At 57.6% G+C, this 17,955-nt stretch carries 16 protein-coding genes, 1 other RNA gene and 1 pseudogene; 5 read left to right on the top strand and 13 right to left on the bottom strand.

Annotation, left to right across the window (positions count from 1 at the left end; genetic code table 11):
• Positions 1-44 precede the first annotated feature (44 nt).
• The 10 genes and pseudogenes from CUN63_RS32680 to CUN63_RS08470 all read right to left on the bottom strand — a co-directional run.
• Positions 45-302: pseudogene (locus tag CUN63_RS32680) on the bottom strand (integrase); the annotation flags it as partial.
• Complete coding sequence (locus tag CUN63_RS08510) at positions 298-1,542, bottom strand: integrase domain-containing protein (protein WP_256657680.1); 1,245 nt, start codon at positions 1,540-1,542, stop codon at positions 298-300. The gene CUN63_RS08510 and the pseudogene CUN63_RS32680, both read right to left, overlap by 5 nt.
• Positions 1,543-1,724: 182 nt before the next feature.
• Positions 1,725-2,118, bottom strand: a transfer-messenger RNA (tmRNA) gene (gene ssrA / locus CUN63_RS08505).
• A 95-nt stretch (positions 2,119-2,213) separates the two neighbouring features.
• A complete protein-coding gene (locus CUN63_RS08500; protein ID WP_129438636.1) occupies positions 2,214-2,492 on the bottom strand; it encodes a hypothetical protein in 279 nt (92 codons plus the stop codon).
• 412 nt (positions 2,493-2,904) lie between these two features.
• Complete coding sequence (locus CUN63_RS08495; RefSeq protein ID WP_129438634.1) at positions 2,905-3,177, bottom strand: hypothetical protein; 273 nt, start codon at positions 3,175-3,177, stop codon at positions 2,905-2,907.
• Between the two features lie 255 nt (positions 3,178-3,432).
• Positions 3,433-6,252: an FAD-binding and (Fe-S)-binding domain-containing protein gene (locus CUN63_RS08490; RefSeq protein WP_129438632.1), complete on the bottom strand. Its 2,820-nt coding sequence runs from the start codon at positions 6,250-6,252 to the stop codon at positions 3,433-3,435.
• Positions 6,249-6,920, bottom strand: a complete 672-nt coding sequence (locus CUN63_RS08485; protein WP_129438630.1) for a lactate utilization protein C — start codon at positions 6,918-6,920, stop codon at positions 6,249-6,251. Before CUN63_RS08485 ends, CUN63_RS08490 begins: the two co-directional genes overlap by 4 nt.
• A complete protein-coding gene (locus CUN63_RS08480) occupies positions 6,920-8,374 on the bottom strand; it encodes a LutB/LldF family L-lactate oxidation iron-sulfur protein (RefSeq protein WP_129438628.1) in 1,455 nt (484 codons plus the stop codon). Before CUN63_RS08480 ends, CUN63_RS08485 begins: the two co-directional genes overlap by 1 nt.
• Entirely contained in the window at positions 8,371-9,195 is an 825-nt protein-coding gene (locus CUN63_RS08475; protein WP_111450476.1) for a (Fe-S)-binding protein, read from the bottom strand. Before CUN63_RS08475 ends, CUN63_RS08480 begins: the two co-directional genes overlap by 4 nt.
• Before the next feature lie 151 nt (positions 9,196-9,346).
• Positions 9,347-11,041, bottom strand: a complete 1,695-nt coding sequence (locus tag CUN63_RS08470) for a lactate permease LctP family transporter (RefSeq protein ID WP_129438626.1) — start codon at positions 11,039-11,041, stop codon at positions 9,347-9,349.
• Positions 11,042-11,302: 261 nt separating this feature from the next.
• Between CUN63_RS08470 and CUN63_RS08465 the strand changes: the two genes are divergently transcribed.
• Complete coding sequence (locus CUN63_RS08465) at positions 11,303-12,070, top strand: GntR family transcriptional regulator (RefSeq protein WP_008149047.1); 768 nt, start codon at positions 11,303-11,305, stop codon at positions 12,068-12,070.
• A 116-nt stretch (positions 12,071-12,186) separates the two neighbouring features.
• Here the strand turns inward: CUN63_RS08465 and smpB are convergent, their stop codons facing one another.
• Positions 12,187-12,669: an SsrA-binding protein SmpB gene (gene smpB / locus CUN63_RS08460; RefSeq protein ID WP_008149046.1), complete on the bottom strand. Its 483-nt coding sequence runs from the start codon at positions 12,667-12,669 to the stop codon at positions 12,187-12,189.
• Positions 12,670-12,787: 118 nt separating this feature from the next.
• On the opposite strand from smpB, the gene CUN63_RS08455 reads away from it, so the two are divergent.
• The 3 genes from CUN63_RS08455 to CUN63_RS08445 are packed head-to-tail and all read left to right on the top strand — an operon-like array spanning position 12,788 to position 14,940.
• Entirely contained in the window at positions 12,788-14,191 is a 1,404-nt protein-coding gene (locus CUN63_RS08455; protein WP_129438624.1) for a sodium-dependent transporter, read from the top strand.
• Positions 14,192-14,198: 7 nt separating this feature from the next.
• Positions 14,199-14,633, top strand: coding sequence for a type II toxin-antitoxin system RatA family toxin (locus CUN63_RS08450; RefSeq protein ID WP_129438622.1), 435 nt, complete (start codon positions 14,199-14,201; stop codon positions 14,631-14,633).
• Positions 14,626-14,940, top strand: coding sequence for an RnfH family protein (locus CUN63_RS08445; RefSeq protein ID WP_129438620.1), 315 nt, complete (start codon positions 14,626-14,628; stop codon positions 14,938-14,940). The genes CUN63_RS08450 and CUN63_RS08445 overlap by 8 nt, the downstream gene beginning before the upstream one ends.
• A gap of 60 nt (positions 14,941-15,000) precedes the next feature.
• On the opposite strand, the gene CUN63_RS08440 is transcribed toward CUN63_RS08445, so the two are convergent.
• On the bottom strand, positions 15,001-15,528 hold the full coding sequence (locus CUN63_RS08440; RefSeq protein ID WP_033058138.1) for an outer membrane protein assembly factor BamE: 528 nt from the start codon (positions 15,526-15,528) through the stop codon (positions 15,001-15,003).
• A 97-nt stretch (positions 15,529-15,625) separates the two neighbouring features.
• Here CUN63_RS08440 and fur point away from each other — a divergent pair, with 97 nt between their 5' ends.
• The gene (gene fur, locus CUN63_RS08435; protein WP_003197684.1) at positions 15,626-16,030 is read left to right on the top strand and encodes a ferric iron uptake transcriptional regulator; all 405 of its coding nucleotides are present in this window, start codon (positions 15,626-15,628) and stop codon (positions 16,028-16,030) included.
• Between the two features lie 75 nt (positions 16,031-16,105).
• Here fur and recN read toward each other — a convergent pair whose 3' ends face one another.
• Positions 16,106-17,779: a DNA repair protein RecN gene (recN, locus tag CUN63_RS08430; protein WP_033058136.1), complete on the bottom strand. Its 1,674-nt coding sequence runs from the start codon at positions 17,777-17,779 to the stop codon at positions 16,106-16,108.
• Positions 17,780-17,955: the final 176 nt, after the last annotated feature.

The following is a 17,955-nucleotide window of genomic DNA, read 5'->3' as shown; positions in this document are numbered from 1 at the left end:
TTTTTGGATTGAAGGGCAAGAATGTTGCTACGGAAGTCGCATGCTTAATTTTCGATTGCTGTTCGTGGAGATGTAATAAATTTACTCCAGTCGTTCATGAGGTCGCGCCGCTTGTAGAGAAAGTCAGTGCGGGAGTATGCCCCCTCAGTCTGATCTCGTTCATCATGCGCCAGCGCCATCTCACAAACCTCTCGTGGATAATGCGTGCATTCCCCGGCCCAGTCCCCAAAGGAAGACCGGAAATCGTGCCTGGTGATTTGCACGTAATTTATGTTATGCAAAATTGTGCGTATTGCGTTAGCGGACTACACCCCCGCTGTCATTGGTCGCGGACATAGAAAGGCTCCCGGTAGCAGCTTCCTGGATATGCTCGCTCCACCATTTCATCATTGGCCTGCGGCGCTCTATGTAATCTGCCCGATTATAGGCGCTACGCACCTCGTCCTTGTCCACGTGAGCCAGGGCAACCTCGATTAGCTCAGGATCCCAGCCGTGTTCGTTGAGGATGGTACTGGCCATTGAGCGCATGCCGTGGCTGACCAAGCGACCTTCGAACCCCATGCGCTTCAGAGCCATATTGGCTGTTTGGCTGTTGCAATGAGTACGGGGATTGCGATCCGCCGGGAAGACATGCTCGCGGTGCCCGCTAAGGGGCTTTATAGCCTCTAGGAGCCCCAAAGCTTGTTCTGTGAGTGGGATGATGTGGGTCCGGCGCTTTTTCATCCGCTCAGGCGGTATCGTCCAGATTTTCTTGCCGATGTCGATATCTGCCCATCGTGCGGTGGCTGCTTCTGACGGGCGAGTCATGGTGTGAAGTTGCCACTCAATCAAGCAGCGTGTAGTCCTTTTGATACTGGCGTTGGCCACCGTCACCATTAGCTCATTGAGTTCGTTTGGCGCAAGTGCTGCCATGTTCGTCTTCTTGGGTTTCTTGAAGACAGAGCGAATTCCGCTCAATGGATTCGAGTGAATCAAGCCGGAATTCACGCCATAAGTCATGATCTCGTTAAGGCGTTGGCTCAGTCGCTTCACGGTCTCAAGACTGCCTTTGGTTTCAAGCGGTCTAAGCAGTTTGATAACCGCCGGAGCAGTGATCGCTGAAATTGGGGTAGCGGCCAAGTCGGGAAAAACGTGCAGCGTGAGCGAGCGCCAGATGTCTTCAGCATAAGCAGTAGTAACCGAGTCTTTCTTGAGCTCGAACCAAGCGGTGGCTACGTTTTTAAAGGTATGTTCCGTAGTTGCTCTCAACGTTTGTCGATCTTCGTCACGCTTCGCTTTCGGATCAAGCCCTTGCGCCACCAGCTCCCTGGCCTCTACCGTCCGTTTCCTGGCTTGAGCCAAACTCACCTCCGGAAACGTACCCAGGCCCATATTGATCCGTTTCTTGGTGGCTGGGTGAATGTAGTTAAAATTCCAGAGCTTTGAGCCATTAGCCCTCACTCTCATCTGGAGGCCGTCGCCATCAGTGAGGATGTAGTCTTTTTCCTTTGGTTTCGCTGCTTTGACTTTGACGTCTGAAAGTCGAGTGGCTTGGGCGCCCATGAGAATCTCCGATGCTGCATGTATTCCAAAAAATAGCAGTCGTGGGCTTGGAATACCACGTGGAATACACGAATTGTAGGATGTGCTCAGATACCATCGGACCCCGTTGGACCTGAATCCCCTGTATTTGCTGGATTTCAGGCACAAAAAAAGACGCCCTTGGACGTCTTTAGATGATGAAGTGGTGGAGCCGGGGGGATTTGAACCCCCGTCCGCCAGTACTCCGCTGTCGGTACTACATGCGTAGCCGTGTCTATTAAGTTAACCCTCAGCGACCCGACGGGCAGGGTGCTTTGGGCGAGTTGTGTAAGTTTTAGCCGCTTCGTCCACAACGTACTGCACGGCGATTCTGTTCTATATGACAATCACTTTGGGTTTACAGACATCCCCTGATGATTGCTGGACCCGAAGGTACCAGGAGGGAAGGGCTAAGGCTGCTTACGCAGCGAGAGCGTATTCCCCGTAGGTTTCGTCATTGGCAACTATAGAAAGTTGCAACAGTGGATTTACGAGTTCTGTTACCAACTCGGCATGCACCTAAAGTTTCGCAACCGGCGTCGAATCCTAAACGGCCCCGAGCCTGTTGCTCTGTGAATCAAAGTGAGCAACAAGCCTGCGCAGTGTACGTCAACACGCGTGAGAAGGCCAACCCGAAGGTTGGCCACCACAGATTATGGGGTGGTTTGGTTGCGCTGTTGGTCAGCGAGTGACATTGCCTGGGTGGCCTCGGTGACGCATTTTTTGTCGTCCCCGGAGGCTTGGGACGCTTCGGCGCTGGACATCAGTCTTTTGATCTCCATTGTGATGTTGCCGGAGCTCGCCGGCAGTGAATTCACTTTGCTTTTGAGCTCTTGCAGCTTGCTCGTACAAAGGTTGTTGTCCGCAGCAAATACGGGAGAGGCCAACATTGCAGCAGAAATGAACAGACCAGCGAGTGCGGTACGTTTCATGGATATCTCCTTGTACTGATGGTCTCGGTGCTGCCGTATGAGCGGGCGGTTCGGCCGAGGTCGGAAAATAAGCCACGATTGATGGGGCCTACTTAAAAGACTACGGAGCGGCGCAGGAATTCGGTTTTAGCAGAACGGCTATGAAAAAATTGTTTGATAGAAGCAATGGCATTAAAAGCGGGCGCAATCGCTTCTTTTCGCTGGTGGCCTCTTCCAGGGCCTAGCTCCAATGGGCTTCGCGCCTTCCACGGATTTGGGCATGGGGTCGAGTTTTTTCACGGCGACGCGGGCGGTTTACACATGGCCAACAGCAGATGCAACAAAACCCGCACTTGGCGGGTTTTGGTTTGCTACATATTTGGTGGCACCGGGGGGGCCACAAGGCCAACCCGAAGGTTGGCATTGTGCTGGGTTACTTCCCGCCTTTGTTCGCGTTCTTGAGTTCCTGGATAGTTTGTTCGGTCTCGGCGATGCAGTCGTCAGTCCCTTCCTTGGTGCCTTTTGCCTGATCGGCTTTGGCTTTCGTGACGCTTTCCATTACCTGATCAGACATTTCCGGAGGAGTCTGTGCCTTGGCATTTTCGATGGTTTTCAAGTTGACCGAACAGAGGTCTTCGGCGGCAAACGAGGTGGACGCCATCAGTGAGACAGTAACGAACAGACCTAACAGTACAGAACGTTTCATGTGTATCTCCTTGAACTGAGGGTCCAGGCTGCGCTGGCCGTCAGGACGGGCTGCCGAGTTTGGGTAAAGCCCGGTAACGTCCGCAATGCTGTTCACTTAAGCCGCTGACCGAAGGTTTTTGCTTTTCGGTGCTGCGGCGAAGTCCAAGAAAAACGGCGCTTTCCCATTTCGGGGTAAGCGCCGGTTTCCCTTAAGTGAACAGCATTGCGGTAACGTCCGGGCTTATTCTGTGGACTATGGCAGCGCATCAGGGTTCTATTTTTCTTGCATGACCCTCGCCTGCGTTACCCGATCCACCAGATAGACTAGCCCGTGGTAATCAATTCCGCCGTGCTGCGTCAGACCGATCTCACACGTGCGGCTGGTCGAAATCCCCTCGCTGCACTGCTGCACCGCATCCTTGAGCGTGCGCAACGAATGTGCATTCAGTTCCGGCGTAGTAAAACCCTTATCCCCCGCAAACCCGCAGCAGTGAATGCCTTCGGGAATGACCACGTTTTTGCTGCATTTACGCGCCAGATCAATCAGCGTCTGACTTTCGCCAAGGTGCTGGGTGCTGCAAGTGACGTGCACCGCAATCGGCGCTTCCTGCGGCGTGAAATCGAGGCGATCCATCAAGTGCGTACGGATGAAACGCACCGGGTCGTACAGGTCCAGTCGAACATCGCCCAGGTCCTGGGCCAGGCGCAAGGTGCAGGGGCTGGTGTCGCAGTAGATCGGGTCGAGCCCGCCGCGACTGGCGTGCAGCAAGGCGCCGATCAGTTCCTGGCGTTTGTGCTCGGCCTGTTCGGCGTAGCCCTTGGAGGCGAATGGTTGCCCGCAGCAGAGGTTGTCCAGGTTGTCCGGGAAGACCACTTGGTAACCGGCTTTTTCCAACAACCCACGGGTTTTGTCGTACAGCGACATTTGCTCTTTATCACCCGCCGCCGGGCCCATTGCCCGCGACACGCAGGCCGCGAAGTACACCACTCGAGGGCGTTCGTCCGACACTGTCGGGCTGAAACGAATGGCTTTTTCCGGTTGCGGCATGGCGTTGGTCCATTGCGGGACCTGACCTTTGGATAGGCGCGTCAACGTTGCCGAAAGCTTTGCCAATCGTGGCGCCCCCAGCAGCATCCGTGCGCCGTTGGCCACGTGCAGGGTGAAACGTGCACCTTGCAGCGCGGTGGCGAAATTGCCTTCCAGCCAATTGGCGGTTTTTGTATGAGTTGCCTTCCGGCTGCGGAGCTTTTTCACCAGCTCGCCGGTGTTGATTCCTACAGGGCAACGCTGCGCACAGAGTCCCGTGGCGGCGCAGGTGTCGATGCCTTGGTATTCGTAAGCGGCTCCGAGTTCGGTGGTGTCCACGCCAGCGCGTTTCTTCGCCTGAATGTCACGCCAGATCACGATGCGCTGGCGCGGGCTCAGGGTAAGGCCTTTAGATGGGCAGACCGGTTCGCAGAAGCCGCACTCGATGCACTTATCCACAATCTCATCGGCGGCCGGCAACGGCTTCAGGTGCTTGAGGTGGATCTGCGGATCCTCGCTGAGCACCACGTCCGGGTTGAGAATGCCGTTGGGGTCGAGCAGACGTTTAAGCTGCCACATCAACTGGTAGGCATCGCTGCCCCACTCCAGTTCGACAAAGGGCGCCATGTTGCGGCCGGTGCCGTGTTCGGCCTTCAGCGAACCACCGAACTCCACCGCCACCAACTGCGCCACGTCGTCCATGAACGCTTGGTAGCGTGCGACTTCTTCCGGGTTGTTGAAGCCTTGGGTGAAGACGAAATGCAGATTCCCTTCCAGCGCGTGTCCGAAAAGGATCGCTTCGTCGTAGTGATGTTTGTCGAACAGCTCGATCAAGCGGTTTACGCCGATGGCCAGTTGTTCCACCGGGAAGGTCACGTCTTCGATGATCACCGTGGTGCCGGTTTTGCGCACGGCGCCGACGGCGGGGAAGGTGTCTTTGCGGATTGCCCAGAGCCGGGCGTTTTCCACCGGGTCTTCGGTGAAGTCGACTTGTTTTTCCACCGGGAAAGAAGTCAACGACGCCATGATGTGCGCCAGTTGTTCCTGTAGCAAAGTGGACGATGCGGCGCGGGATTCGATCAGCAGCGCACAGGCATTGTTCGACAACTGTTGTACGAAAGCGGGCATGCCGGGTTTGTCCTGCACTGAACGCAGACTGCGGCGGTCCAGCAGTTCGACGGCCGACACCGGTTGGCTTTTCAGCACGGTTACGGCGTTGCAGCAGGTCTCCACGTCCGGAAACACGATCAGCGCCGAGGCCTTGTTCGGGTGGTCGATCACCGTGTCGTAAGTCACCGCGCTGATGAAGCCGAGGGTGCCTTCGGAGCCCACCAGCAAGTGGCTCAAGATATCCACAGGCTCATCGAAATCCACCAGCGCATTGAGTGACAGGCCAGTGGTATTTTTCAGACGGTATTTGTGGCGAATTCTCGCCGCCAGCTCGGCATTGGCGCGGGTTTCGCGGCCCAACGTTGCCAGGCGTTCAAGCAGCGAAGCGTGGCTCTCACGAAACGCCGCAACACTCGCCGCATCTTCGGTATCGAGACGGCTGCCGTCGGCCAGCACCAGGCGAATGCCGGCCAATGTGTGATAGGTATTTTGCGCCGTGCCGCAGCACATGCCGCTGGCATTGTTGGCGACGATGCCGCCGATTTTACAGGCATTGATCGACGCCGGGTCCGGGCCGATCTTGCGTCCGAACGGCGCCAGCCATGCGTTGGCCTGTGCGCCGATCACGCCCGGTTGCAGACGGATTTGCGTGCCTTGGCCGCGGATCTCGCGACCGTTCCAGTTATCCCCCAGGACGATCAACACCGAGTCACTGATGGCCTGGCCGGACAGGCTGGTGCCGGCGGCGCGGAAGGTTACCGGGACTAGATCCCGTTGCGCAAGTTTCAGCAGCGCGACTACTTCATCTTCCGACTCGACACGAATCACCAGTTTCGGAATCAACCGGTAGAAACTGGCGTCGGTGCCGAAGGCCAAGGTCGACAGCGGGTCGTCGAAACGTCGCTCCTGGGGAATCAGTTGCTGCGCATCTCGCAGGAAAGCCGCGGGTAGATTCATTGGTCCTCCAGGATCATGACCACGAGGTCTTTCGGACCGTGAGCGCCGTAAGCCAGGACCTGCTCGATGTCAGCGGTTTTCGACGGGCCGGACACCAGCAGGGCGTTGGTCGGCATGCCTTGGGCCCACTCGAATTCCTGCTGCACTTGATAGAAGTTGTCGCGGATTTCACTGGCCTTGAGCAGGGCGTAATGCACCGGCGGCACCAGGCTCATCAAGCGCGGTTCTTCCTGCGTTGGCCAGAGAATCAGACTACCTGTCGCGGCGATTGCACCGAGGGTGCCAGTCAGGCTGGCCGGCGTGTCGTTGAACAATTCGGCTTTCCATTCTTCAACCGGACGGTCGTAGGCTTTGAGCGTTGGCAGATCAGGATTTTTCGCCCAGTGCTGAGTGACGCGTTGCCCGTGAGGTGTAGTCGGTGCAATCAACAAACTCGGCAACTGACGGTCCCGCAATAACTGAGCGAGCAACGAAGGCCAACCTTCGCCGGACGTCAGATGGATTTCGGTGTGCACCGCTTCCATCAGCTTGCGCAGCTGCGGGATGCGTTGCTCGGCGGTGTACGTGTAGGGCGCTGTCACCAGTTCGACGTCAAATTCGTCAGGCACCGGCGTGGTGCCCGTCAGACTTTTACGCAATTTGGCGAGGATATTTTGCTTGGCGCTCATCAGCGATCTCCCTGTTTGGCCAGATGCTCGTGGGCCATGTCATGCAGTGAGCGGGCAGCGGGTTTCGGTGCGCTGTGGTTTTGCGTCCAGGGGCCGACATTACTCGGTGCCAGCGTGCGCAAGCGAGTGGCGAAGAAGCCGAACAGTCGATAAAGCGTAGGTGAGCTGTTGAGCTTCGCCCAGGCATTCCAGATAACCCGTTCTTTACGCGAGTACTTGCTGCCCTGGCCGCGCATCACTTGATGAGGGCTGTCCGGGGCTTTGACGTTCTCTTCCCGTAGGCGACGCAGCAGCGCCGGAATCGGAATTTTTACGGGACAGACTTCACCGCAGGCGCCACACAGCGACGAGGCACTCGGGTGGTCCGGGACTTTCGCCAGGCCGACCATGTGCGGGGTGATGATTTTTCCGATAGGCCCAGGGTAAACCTCCCCATAGGCGTGGCCGCCGATTCGGGTGTAGACCGGGCAATGATTCATACAGGCGCCGCAGCGGATGCAGTTCAGGGTCTGGCGCAATTCGCTGTCGGCGAAGGCCTGGCTGCGACCGTTGTCGAGCAATACCAGGTGCACTTCCTGAGGGCCGTCGAGTTCATGCTCCTTGCGCGGGCCGGAGATCATGTTGACGTAGGTGGTGATCGGCTGGCCGAGGGCTGAACGGGTCAGCAGTGACAGCAACGGCACCACATCGCGCAGGTTTTCCACGACTTTTTCGATGCCTGTGACGGCGATGTGCACCGGCGGCACGGTAGTGGTCATGCGCCCGTTGCCTTCGTTTTCCACCAGCAGCAAGGTGCCGGTTTCGGCCACTGCGAAGTTGACGCCGGAGACGCCGATGTCCGCTTCGAAGAATTTCTGCCGCAAGACCTTGCGACCGATCTGAATGAGTTGGTCAACGTCCTTGGTGTATTCCACGCCAAGTTTGTCGTGGAACAAGGACGCGACCTGACCGGCATTCTTGTGGATCGCCGGCATAATAATGTGTGAAGGCTTCTCGTGGTCGAGCTGGACGATGTACTCGCCCATGTCCGATTCCAGGCATTCAATGCCCTGTTCAGCGAGGAAGTGATTCATCTCCATCTCTTCGCTGACCATCGATTTGCCCTTGATCACTTGCCGCCCCTCGTGAGCGCGGATGATCGAGAGGACGATGCCATTGGCCTCATCCACCGTTTCCGCCCAGTGCACTGTCACACCGTTGCGGGTCAGGTTCTGTTCAAGCTGTTCGAGCAGGTCGGGCAACTTGGATAAAGCACGGGCGCGGACAGCATTGCCCAGCACTCGCAAATGTTCTCTTTCGTGGGCATCGCTGAAAGACGCTGCCCGTTTTGTCATTAGCGAATCCATCGCCGTGCGAAAGTTATTTCGCAGTTGCTTGTCACCCAACGCCTTGTGAGCACGGGTGCGGAAATCTTCTTCTACGGCAACCGTAGGAATAATCGCGGAAGCGTTCATAGAACACCTCCCGTTCGCTGCCAAAGGAAGCTGGCCAGATGTTGGCCGCGCAATGCTTCCTTCTGTTTCTCCAGCGAGCCGTTGATGTTCATCAGGCAACCGCAGTCGGCACTCAGTACCTTGTGCGCGCCAGATTCCTTCAACGAGCGGGTCTTGTCAGCCACCATCGCGCCGGAAATGTCTGGCATACGGACGCTGAAAGTCCCACCGAAGCCACAGCATTCACTTTCATGACTGTGGTCGACTCGCTCCACGTTACGGAGCTGCGCCAACAACTCGCGGCCATGCAAGTGGGTGTTCATCTCACGGCGTGCCGAGCACGACGTGTGCAGCGCTACTTTGACTGGCTCGCCACTGTCCTTGAGCTGCACCTTGCAGACAAACAACAGAAACTCGGCCAGTTCATAAGTCCGGGCCGCCAGCGCCTGAACCTGTTTCAGCGTGTCCGGCTCGTCCTTGAACAAGTCGGCGTAGTGTTCGCGCAACATCCCGGCACACGATCCCGAAGGCACCACCACCGGATAGTCCCCGGCAAACAGCGCCAGTTGCGAGCGTGCCACGGTCCTCGCCTGCTCGGTGTAACCCGAGGTGTAGGCCGGTTGCCCGCAGCAGCTTTGCCCCTGCGGATACTCGACACGAATGCCTTCGCGTTCCAGCAAGTGAATCGCGTCCATCCCGGCTTCAGGGTAGAACAAATCCACCACGCAGGTTCCGAACAGATAGACCCGTGACGGTTTCTCGCTGGGGTATTGCCGAGGCTCGGGCAGTGGCGGGGCGACGCGGGTCGCATTTGGAACAGCGTTGTAAAAAAGCTCGCTCATCAGGCGTGTCTCCGGGTGGTCCCGGTTATCCGTCTGTGGTGGCTGCTGAATATAGAGAGGCAAGCTTTCAGCAGCCTTACAGACCGGGTTGTGAATAGCTGACGCCGGAATCGTGGTCCGGCGTCGGTTTTTGCTTTTTATTGTGTAGTACTTAGTGCACCAGCATGCCGGTGAACCAGTAGGCCTGAGCCAGCGTGATCAGGCCGACGATCGTTGCAAAGAACAGGCTGTGCTTGAGGGTAAAACGGAACAGATCCGATTCCTTGCCCACCAGACCGGTCGCGGCGCAGGCGACGGCGATCGATTGTGGCGAGATCATCTTGCCGGTCACGCCGCCGCTGGTGTTCGCCGCAACCAGCAACACGTCGTTCACACCGATCTGGTGCGCAGTGGTCGCTTGCAGCGAACTGAACAGTGCGTTGGACGAGGTATCGGAACCGGTCAGGAACACACCCAGCCAGCCGAGGAGCGGCGAGAAGAACGGGAATGCTGCACCGGTGCCTGCCAGAACCAGCGCCATGGTCGAGGACATGCCTGAGTAGTTAGTGACGAAGGCAAAGGCGAGCACCATGCCGATGGACAGAATCGGCCAGCGCAGCTCGTAGAAGGTCTCTTTCAAAGTGGTCAGACCAATTTTGACATTGATCCTCAGTACCAGCATCGAGATCAGCGCGGAGAAGAATATCGCCGTGCCGGTCGCGGAAATCGGGTCGAGTTTGAACACCGCTGGAATGGCGGTCGGGGCGGCCACGATCGGTGCGACCTTGATCACCATTTGGTCCAGGTGCGGGATCGCGAAGTTGAACACCCAGCTGTACATCGAACCGCCAGCGGCAAACATTGCCTTGAACGGTTTCAGGGTCCAGATGGTGACCAGCACGGTGAGGATCAGGAACGGTGACCAGGCTTTGAGAATTTCACCGAGGCTGTAGGGCGAAGCCACGGTGCTGCGCGGCTGACCGAAACCGCCGGCGCTGGCGCTCACCACGGAAGCCGAGACGGCACCGACGATGTGTTGGCCTGCGGCACGCTTTGGCTGCCAGACTTTCAGGAACAGCGTCAGGGAAATCAGGCTGGCCAGGGCCGAGGTGATGTCCGGCAGTTCCGGGCCGATGAAGTTCGACGTGAAGTATTGGGTGACGGCAAAGCTCAAACCGGCCACCAGTGCTGCCGGCCAGGTTTCGCGAACGCCGCGCAGGCCATCCATCATGAACACCAGCCAGAACGGCACGAACAGCGACAGCAGCGGCAGTTGGCGGCCCGTCATGGCGCCGATCTTGAACGCGTCGATACCGGTCACTTGCCCGGCGACGATGATCGGAATCCCCAAGGCGCCGAAGGCAACCGGCGCGGTGTTGGCGATCAGGCACAGGCCAGCGGCGTACAGCGGGTTAAAGCCCAGTCCTACAAGCAGGGCGGCAGTAATCGCGACCGGCGCACCGAAACCGGCGGCACCTTCCAGGAAGGCACCAAAGCAGAAGCCGATCAGCAGCACCTGCAGGCGCTGGTCGTCGGTAATCGACAGAACCGAGCTGCGGATCACTTCGAACTGACCACTCTTTACCGTCAGTTTGTAGAGGAATACCGCCGCCACGATGATCCAGGCAATCGGCCATAGACCGTAGGCGAAACCATAGCCGGCGGCGGCGAAGGCCATGTCGACGGGCATCTGGAAGGCGAAGATCGCCACGGCAATGGACAAGGCCAGCGTGATGCTGCCGGCCACGTGTCCTTTGAGTCGGAACACGGCCAATGCCAGGAAGAAAAACACAATGGGGATAACGGCCGCGAGCGCGGATACGCCGAGACTGCCGAGCGGAGAATAGAGCTGTTGCCAGGTTTGCATATGGGGTGGCCCCTAATTGTTGTTGGTCAGGCACTGGTCAGCGTTCTTGGATAATTGGTAATACCAATTTACAATCGCTGTTGGCTAGGGTAAAAGCCTTGTAGGCGGCGTGTCAATTTGCCGCCCTAAAACTTTTGTCGAAACGCGGTGCAGAAGTCATCTGGTCCGCTCGACCAAATGCCGTCTGGCAGGTGCTGACACAGCCCTGATAGGCCAGAATAGAGACCCCGGCGAGCCGTCGGGATCGTGGAGAAATGAGTTATGGGGTTTGATCAGATTCGTCAGCGCCGTTTGTCTGACGATATTGTCGAGCAGCTCGAGGGGATGATTCTCGAGGGCACGCTGAAGGCGGGTGAGCGCTTGCCGGCCGAACGTGCGTTGGCCGAGCAGTTCGGCGTGTCACGCCCTTCGTTGCGCGAAGCGATTCAGAAACTGGCGGCCAAGGGCTTGCTGGTCAGTCGCCAGGGTGGTGGCAATTATGTGGTGGAGTCGCTGGGGTCAACCTTCAGCGATCCGCTGCTGCATCTGCTGGAAAGCAACCCTGAAGCGCAGCGCGATCTGCTGGAATTTCGTCACACCCTGGAAGCCTCCTGCGCCTATTACGCAGCCATGCGTGCTACGGATGTTGATCGCGAGCGATTGACTGCGGCCTTCAATGAATTGCAGGACTGCTATACGCGTCACGACGAGGTAAGTCGGGCGGAAGAGGGGGCGGCGGATGCGAAATTCCACCTGGCAATTGCTGAAGCCAGTCATAACGCGGTGTTGCTGCACACCATTCGTGGGTTGTTCGATCTGCTCAAGCGTAACGTGGTGACCAACATCGGCGGTATGTACAAGCAGCGTACGGAAACCCGCGACATGCTGATCACACAGCACCGGGAGTTGTACCTGGCGATTATTGAAGGAAGGGCAGAGCAGGCGCGGGAAGTCTCCAGCCGACATATCTTGTATGTGCAGGAAGTGCTGGAAGAAGTGCGTCAGGAAGTGCAGCGCATGGCTCGGGCGGAGCGGCGCAAGGGGATGTGATTATTTAAAGCAAAAGATCGCAGCCTGCGGCAGCTCCTACATGGATACGCGATCTATGTAGGAGCTGCCGCAGGCTGCGATCTTTTCGCTAGCGCCACAACACTCAGGCCGAAAGATTAGTCTTCCTTGCCCTTGTTGCGCACCGCACGCTGCAACTCGCGGCCGGCGTCGCGTTCGCGTTCGGTATCACGCTTGTCGTATTCCTTCTTGCCCTTGCCCAGAGCGATCTCGCACTTGACCATGTGCTTGCTCCAGTACCAGGACAGGCACACGCAGGCGTAACCTTTTTGCTGTACGGCAGTGGCCAGCTTTTCCAGCTCGCGTCGGTTGAGCAGCAATTTTCGGGTGCGGGTCGGATCAGCGATGACGTGGGTGCTGGCGGTCATCAGCGGCGTAATGTGGCTGCCGAGCAGCCAGGCTTCGCCATCCTTGAGCAGCACGTAACTGTCGACCAGTTGCAGCTTGCTTGCCCGCAGACTTTTTACTTCCCAGCCGGCCAGGACCAGACCAGCCTCGAACTTGTGCTCGATGAAGTAATCGTGTCGCGCCTTTTTGTTTTGCGCGATGGTCCCTGTTGGGTGTTTCTTCTGTTTAGCCATAGGGGCGGCATTATAGGGAGTTGCACGCGAGTCGGCTACGGTATCGCTACGTGCTTGAGCAGGTTGATTGAATCCCGGACAATGCGGCCTCTTTTTTGAACGCTTGGGCGTGATAACGATGTCGACAGACAAGGTTTCTGTCCACGGCAGTTGGGCTAGCCGCTGGGTCTTCATACTCGCCGCGACCGGTTCGGCCGTGGGCCTGGGTAGTATCTGGAAATTCCCGTACATGGTCGGCGTCTACGGCGGCGGCGCCTTCGTGCTGATGTTCCTGGCCTGTATCGCGCTGATCGGTGTGCCGGTCATGCTGGCCGAAACCCTGATCGGTCGCCGTGCACGGCAGAGCCCGGCCAACGCCCTGAAGGTATTGGCGCTGGAAGCCGGGCATTCGACGAAGTGGTCCTGGGGCGCATTTGCCGGGATGATCACGGCGTTGCTGATCCTGTCTTTCTATAGTGTGGTCGGCGGCTGGTCGCTGGATTACATCATCGACATGGGCCGTGGCGACTTCCAGGGGGTGACGGCTGACCAGGTCGGCGCCTACTTTGGCAATGTGATCGCCGATCCATGGCGCCTGACACTTTGGCACACAATATTTATGCTGCTGTCGGCGGTGGTGATTGCCAAAGGGGTGGTCGCCGGCCTGGAACGCAGCCTGCGGATCATGATGCCGCTACTGTTCGTGATGGTGATTGTTCTGCTGGGCTACAGCATGACCACCGGCCATTTCATGGAAGGCGTGCATTTCATGTTCGACTTCCACCCGGAAAAAGTACTCGACGGTTTGCTACCTGCCATGGGGCACGCGTTTTTTTCCCTGAGCGTGGGCGTCGGCTCGATCATGATTTACGGCGCCTACATGCCGAAGAACTCATCGATTTCCGGCACCATCGTCGGCGTGGCACTGCTCGATACCTTCGTTTCCCTGGTGGCTGGTCTGGCATTGTTTCCGATCGTGTTTGCCGCGGGCCTGAACCCAAGCGAAGGCCCTGGCCTGATGTTCGTCAGCTTGCCCTTTGCCTTTGGTAACGTAGCGTTCGGCCAGTTGATGGGCGTAGTGTTCTTCGTGCTGGTAGCGATTGCAGCCTGGAGTTCCGCAATTTCCCTGCTTGAGCCGATGGTGGCTTACCTGGTTGAGCGCACGAAAGTCAGCCGCGCCTGGGTCACCTTCTGGCTGGCATTCATCTGCTGGTTCGTCGGTCTGGGCACGGTGTTTTCCTTCAATATCTGGAAGGAAGCCAAATTTTTCGTGAACGAAGGCGGGATGTTCCACCTCTATCAATGGGGTGCGGCCGGTGGCCTGGACTTCTTTGGTGTGATCGATTTCTTCACCTCGCGGATCATGTTGCCACTCGGTGGTTTGTGTTTCGTGGTGTTTGCAGGATGGGTGATGGGGCGTGAAGCGGTACGCGACGAGTTGTCGATCCGCAACCCTGCGATGTTCGCCCTGTCCTTGTTCTTGATGCGCTATGTGGCGCCCATCGGCATTCTCGTAGTGTTTGCCGCCCAGCTGTGGAAGTGACGCTGACATGACGACACACATTCAACGTTCGGCCCTGCTGCCGTATCCGGCACAAGCGCTGTATGACCTTGTCAACGACGTGGCGCGTTACCCGGAATTTCTGCCGTGGTGCTCATCGGCCGAAGTCCTGGAGAGTTCTCCTGAGCATATGCGCGCTAGCGTCGGCGTGGCCAAGGGCGGTCTCAGCCAGCATTTCGTAACGCGCAACACGCTGGTGCCTGGGCATTCGATCGAGATGAACCTCGAGGAAGGCCCGTTCAATCAATTGCATGGCGTCTGGGTGTTCAAGCCGTTGGGCGAGAAAGCCTGCAAGATCAGCCTGGACCTGTCATTCGATTACGCCGGTTCGATTGTCCGCGCGACCTTGGGGCCGTTGTTCAATCAGGCGGCCAATACGCTGGTGGATGCCTTCTGCCAGCGCGCGAAGCAGATGCATGGTTGAGGTCGTGATCGACGTTGAGGTGGTGTATGCCGCCATTGATCGTCAGGTGCTTCTCTCGGTGACGGTTCCAGCAGGAACGACAGTGCGGGCGGCTTTGTTGAAGTCAGGCATCGGCGAGGCGTTTTCGGAGCTGGCTCTGGCCAGTTGCCCGGTGGGGATCTTCGGTAAAGTGATCGCTGATCCGGACAAGCATCCTGTCCAGGCTGGAGATCGCATCGAGATATACCGACCATTGCTGGCTGATCCGAAAGAAGTTCGTCGGTTGCGCGCAGCCAAGGCTGCTGAGGCCAAAAACCGGAATCAGTGAATCACTAAACGCCAGACAATAAAAAACCCGGACATGCCGGGTTTTTTATTGCGTCGCAAATTATTGCGGCGAGGTTTCCAGAGGTTCTGGAGTCGGGACTGGAACGGTTTCTACACCGTCGACATCCTTCTGGATCTGGTCCAGCAGCGAACCTGGCTTGACCGGTTTTTCTGGTTTCGGCTTCTCGGCGTTTTCTGTTGGCGCAGCAACTGTAGTGCCGCTGTCCTTGCCGAGAATGGCTTCGTCGCGGCTCACGCCTGGCATGAAATCACCAGAGAGGCTGACAAGCTGGTCATTTGGGTTGAAGATAACGCTAATGCGTTCCTGTTGGCGTTCACCGCCACCCGGTTGCAGGCTGTACAGATAATCCCAGCGATCGGCATGGAACGTGTCGGTCAACAGAGGGTTGCCCATGATAAACCGTACTTGCTTGCGGGTCATTCCCGGGCGTAACTGGTCTATCATGTCCTGCGTGACGACATTGCCCTGCTGGATGTCGATTTTGTAAACCCCGGGGAATGAACAACCGGCGAGTGCGAGCAGTCCCACAAAGGTGAAACTGGTTAGCAAGAGCTTGGTGTTTTGCATCGGTGGGCGACTTCCACTATCTTGGCTGGGACAACGTAAACGCCGATCATACCCGCATTAAGAGAAGCTGCGAAGCAGCATCGCGAGAAAGCTGACCATGGTTGAAAATAGCGAACTACGCAAAGCCGGCCTCAAAGTGACCCTTCCACGGGTCAAAATTCTGCAAATGCTCGATTCCGCCGAGCAACGCCACATGAGTGCCGAGGACGTCTACAAGGCGCTGATGGAGGCTGGTGAGGACGTCGGTCTGGCCACGGTTTACCGTGTCCTGACCCAGTTCGAGGCAGCTGGCCTTGTGGTGCGGCACAACTTCGACGGGGGCCATGCGGTCTTCGAGCTGGACGACGGCAAGCATCACGACCATATGGTCAACGTCGAGACCAGTGAAGTGATCGAATTCTTCGACGAAGAAATCGAGCGACTGCAGAAGGCAATCGTCGACAAGTATGGCTTCGAGATGGTTGATCACAACCTTGTGCTGTACGTACGCAAGAAAAAGTAAGCATGTCGCGCGAACTTAAGGTTCGCGAAACGAGCGAAGGCGACCCCAGGGTCGCCTTCGTGCTTTCTGCCGGTCTTAAATTTTCGCGGTGACGACCATTTTCCTGGCATGAGCCAGAGATTCCTTTGTAAGGTCGATGCCTCCCAGCATCCGCGCCACTTCTTCGACACGATCGTTCTTGCTCAGCTTGGAGACGGCTGTGTGAGTGGCATCTTCGCCGCGCACTTTGTGTACGAATAGATGTTGATGTCCCTGCGCTGCTACTTGCGGCAAGTGAGTTACCGTCAATACCTGCCCGCGCTCCCCAAGTCGACGCAGCAATTGGCCCACGATTTCGGCGGTCGGGCCACCGATGCCCACGTCCACTTCGTCGAACACCAGGGTCGGTACGCGGGAGGTCTGCGCGGTGATCACTTGAATCGCCAGGCTGATCCGTGACAATTCGCCGCCGGATGCTACTTTTGCCAGCGCTTTCAAAGGTTGGCCCGGGTTAGCACTTACCAGCAGCTCTACCTGCTCAAGGCCATTGGGTAGCAGTTCATCGCTACTGTTGGGGCGCAGCTCGATGGTGAAACGACCGCCGGGCATGCCCAGTCGCTGGATTTCCTGCTCCACGGCGCTGGCCAGGCTGTTCGAGGCCTGATGGCGCAAATCGCTGAGCTCGCGAGCCTTTTCCTGATAATGACGGGCATAGGAGGCCAGTTCATCGCTCAGTCGCTCGATGGATTCGTCGTTGGCATTCAGGGTTTCGATTTCATCCAGCAAGCGCTGCTGCATCTCGGCCACTTCGGTCGGCTGGATGCGGTGTTTGCGCGCCATGGTATAGATCGCATCAAGGCGTTCCTCCAGGTACTGAAGGCGCGCTGGATCGGCATCGAAGTTATCGAGGAAGCGGTTCAGTTCTCCCACGGCTTCTTCGACCTGGATCTGCGCGCTGGTCAGCAGGCTACTGGCTTCACCCAGGGCCCCAATCGAATTGTTGACGCTCGAAAGGCGATTGAGGCTGGCGGTGAGGGCGTTCAGAACATTCCCGGAATCACTTTCACTGCATTGTTCGACCACTTGCCGGCAAATGCCCAGCAGGGTTTCGGCGTTGGTCAGGTTCTTGTGTTCTTGTTCCAGCTGCTCCAGCTCGTTTTCGCCGAGGCCGAGGTTTTCCAGCTCTTCGAGTTGATAACTGAGCAATTGATGGCGAGCGCGCTGCTCATCTCCGGAATTGGAAAGGCGTTCCAGCTCCTGGCGGGTCTGGCGCCAGCGTTGGGCGGCCAGGTGTACCTGGCGGGCAAGGTCCGTTGCACCGGCGTACTCGTCGAGCAGGCGGCGGTGCGTGTCGGTCTTGAGCAGGGATTGATGTTCATGCTGGCTGTGGATATCGATCAGCAGTTCACCCAGGGCTTTGAGGTCGCCGAGGGGGCAGGGCGTGCCGTTGATATAGCCACGCGAGCGCCCTTCGGCGGTGATCACCCGGCGCAGGATGCACGGGCCATCGCTCTCCAGGTCGCGCTCGGCCAGCCAAGCGCTGGCTTCTGGAATATCGACCAGGTCGAAGGTTGCCAGGATATCGGCCTTGTCGGCACCGGGACGGACCACGCCGCTGTCGGCGCGATCGCCCAGGGTCAGGCCGAGGGCGTCGAGCATGATCGACTTGCCGGCGCCGGTTTCCCCAGTGATCACGCTCATCCCGCGATCGAGTTCGAGATCGAGATGTTCAACGATGGCGTAGTTATGTACGGACAGGTGCACCAGCATAAAGGCCGCTCCCAGGCTTTAGGTCTGGTTATTTATACAGTGTTTTGTTTCTGGCTGACAATGCCCTCCCTTAGCTCGATTTGCTTGATCCGACGAAATCCTTAGTGCGCCCGGGAATGACAATGCAGCTGTTTTTTGTAGGGTTAATAAATAAGCACCCCTTGAAGCTGAATTTT

Source organism: Pseudomonas sp. ACM7 (assembly GCF_004136015.1).
GTDB lineage: Bacteria > Pseudomonadota > Gammaproteobacteria > Pseudomonadales > Pseudomonadaceae > Aquipseudomonas > Aquipseudomonas frigoris.
Note: the sequence above shows the minus strand (reverse complement) of the source record. Positions and strands in the feature narration are given on the sequence as shown.

Coding starts and splice junctions, on each gene's coding strand:
- CUN63_RS08510 (WP_256657680.1), bottom strand. CDS start 1,542: ATGGGCGCCCAAGCCACTCGACTTTCAGACGTCAAAGTCAAAGCAGCG.
- CUN63_RS08500 (WP_129438636.1), bottom strand. CDS start 2,492: ATGAAACGTACCGCACTCGCTGGTCTGTTCATTTCTGCTGCAATGTTG.
- CUN63_RS08495 (WP_129438634.1), bottom strand. CDS start 3,177: ATGAAACGTTCTGTACTGTTAGGTCTGTTCGTTACTGTCTCACTGATG.
- CUN63_RS08490 (WP_129438632.1), bottom strand. CDS start 6,252: ATGAATCTACCCGCGGCTTTCCTGCGAGATGCGCAGCAACTGATTCCC.
- CUN63_RS08485 (WP_129438630.1), bottom strand. CDS start 6,920: ATGAGCGCCAAGCAAAATATCCTCGCCAAATTGCGTAAAAGTCTGACG.
- CUN63_RS08480 (WP_129438628.1), bottom strand. CDS start 8,374: ATGAACGCTTCCGCGATTATTCCTACGGTTGCCGTAGAAGAAGATTTC.
- CUN63_RS08475 (WP_111450476.1), bottom strand. CDS start 9,195: ATGAGCGAGCTTTTTTACAACGCTGTTCCAAATGCGACCCGCGTCGCC.
- CUN63_RS08470 (WP_129438626.1), bottom strand. CDS start 11,041: ATGCAAACCTGGCAACAGCTCTATTCTCCGCTCGGCAGTCTCGGCGTA.
- CUN63_RS08465 (WP_008149047.1), top strand. CDS start 11,303: ATGGGGTTTGATCAGATTCGTCAGCGCCGTTTGTCTGACGATATTGTC.
- smpB (WP_008149046.1), bottom strand. CDS start 12,669: ATGGCTAAACAGAAGAAACACCCAACAGGGACCATCGCGCAAAACAAA.
- CUN63_RS08455 (WP_129438624.1), top strand. CDS start 12,788: ATGTCGACAGACAAGGTTTCTGTCCACGGCAGTTGGGCTAGCCGCTGG.
- CUN63_RS08450 (WP_129438622.1), top strand. CDS start 14,199: ATGACGACACACATTCAACGTTCGGCCCTGCTGCCGTATCCGGCACAA.
- CUN63_RS08445 (WP_129438620.1), top strand. CDS start 14,626: ATGGTTGAGGTCGTGATCGACGTTGAGGTGGTGTATGCCGCCATTGAT.
- CUN63_RS08440 (WP_033058138.1), bottom strand. CDS start 15,528: ATGCAAAACACCAAGCTCTTGCTAACCAGTTTCACCTTTGTGGGACTG.
- fur (WP_003197684.1), top strand. CDS start 15,626: ATGGTTGAAAATAGCGAACTACGCAAAGCCGGCCTCAAAGTGACCCTT.
- recN (WP_033058136.1), bottom strand. CDS start 17,779: ATGCTGGTGCACCTGTCCGTACATAACTACGCCATCGTTGAACATCTC.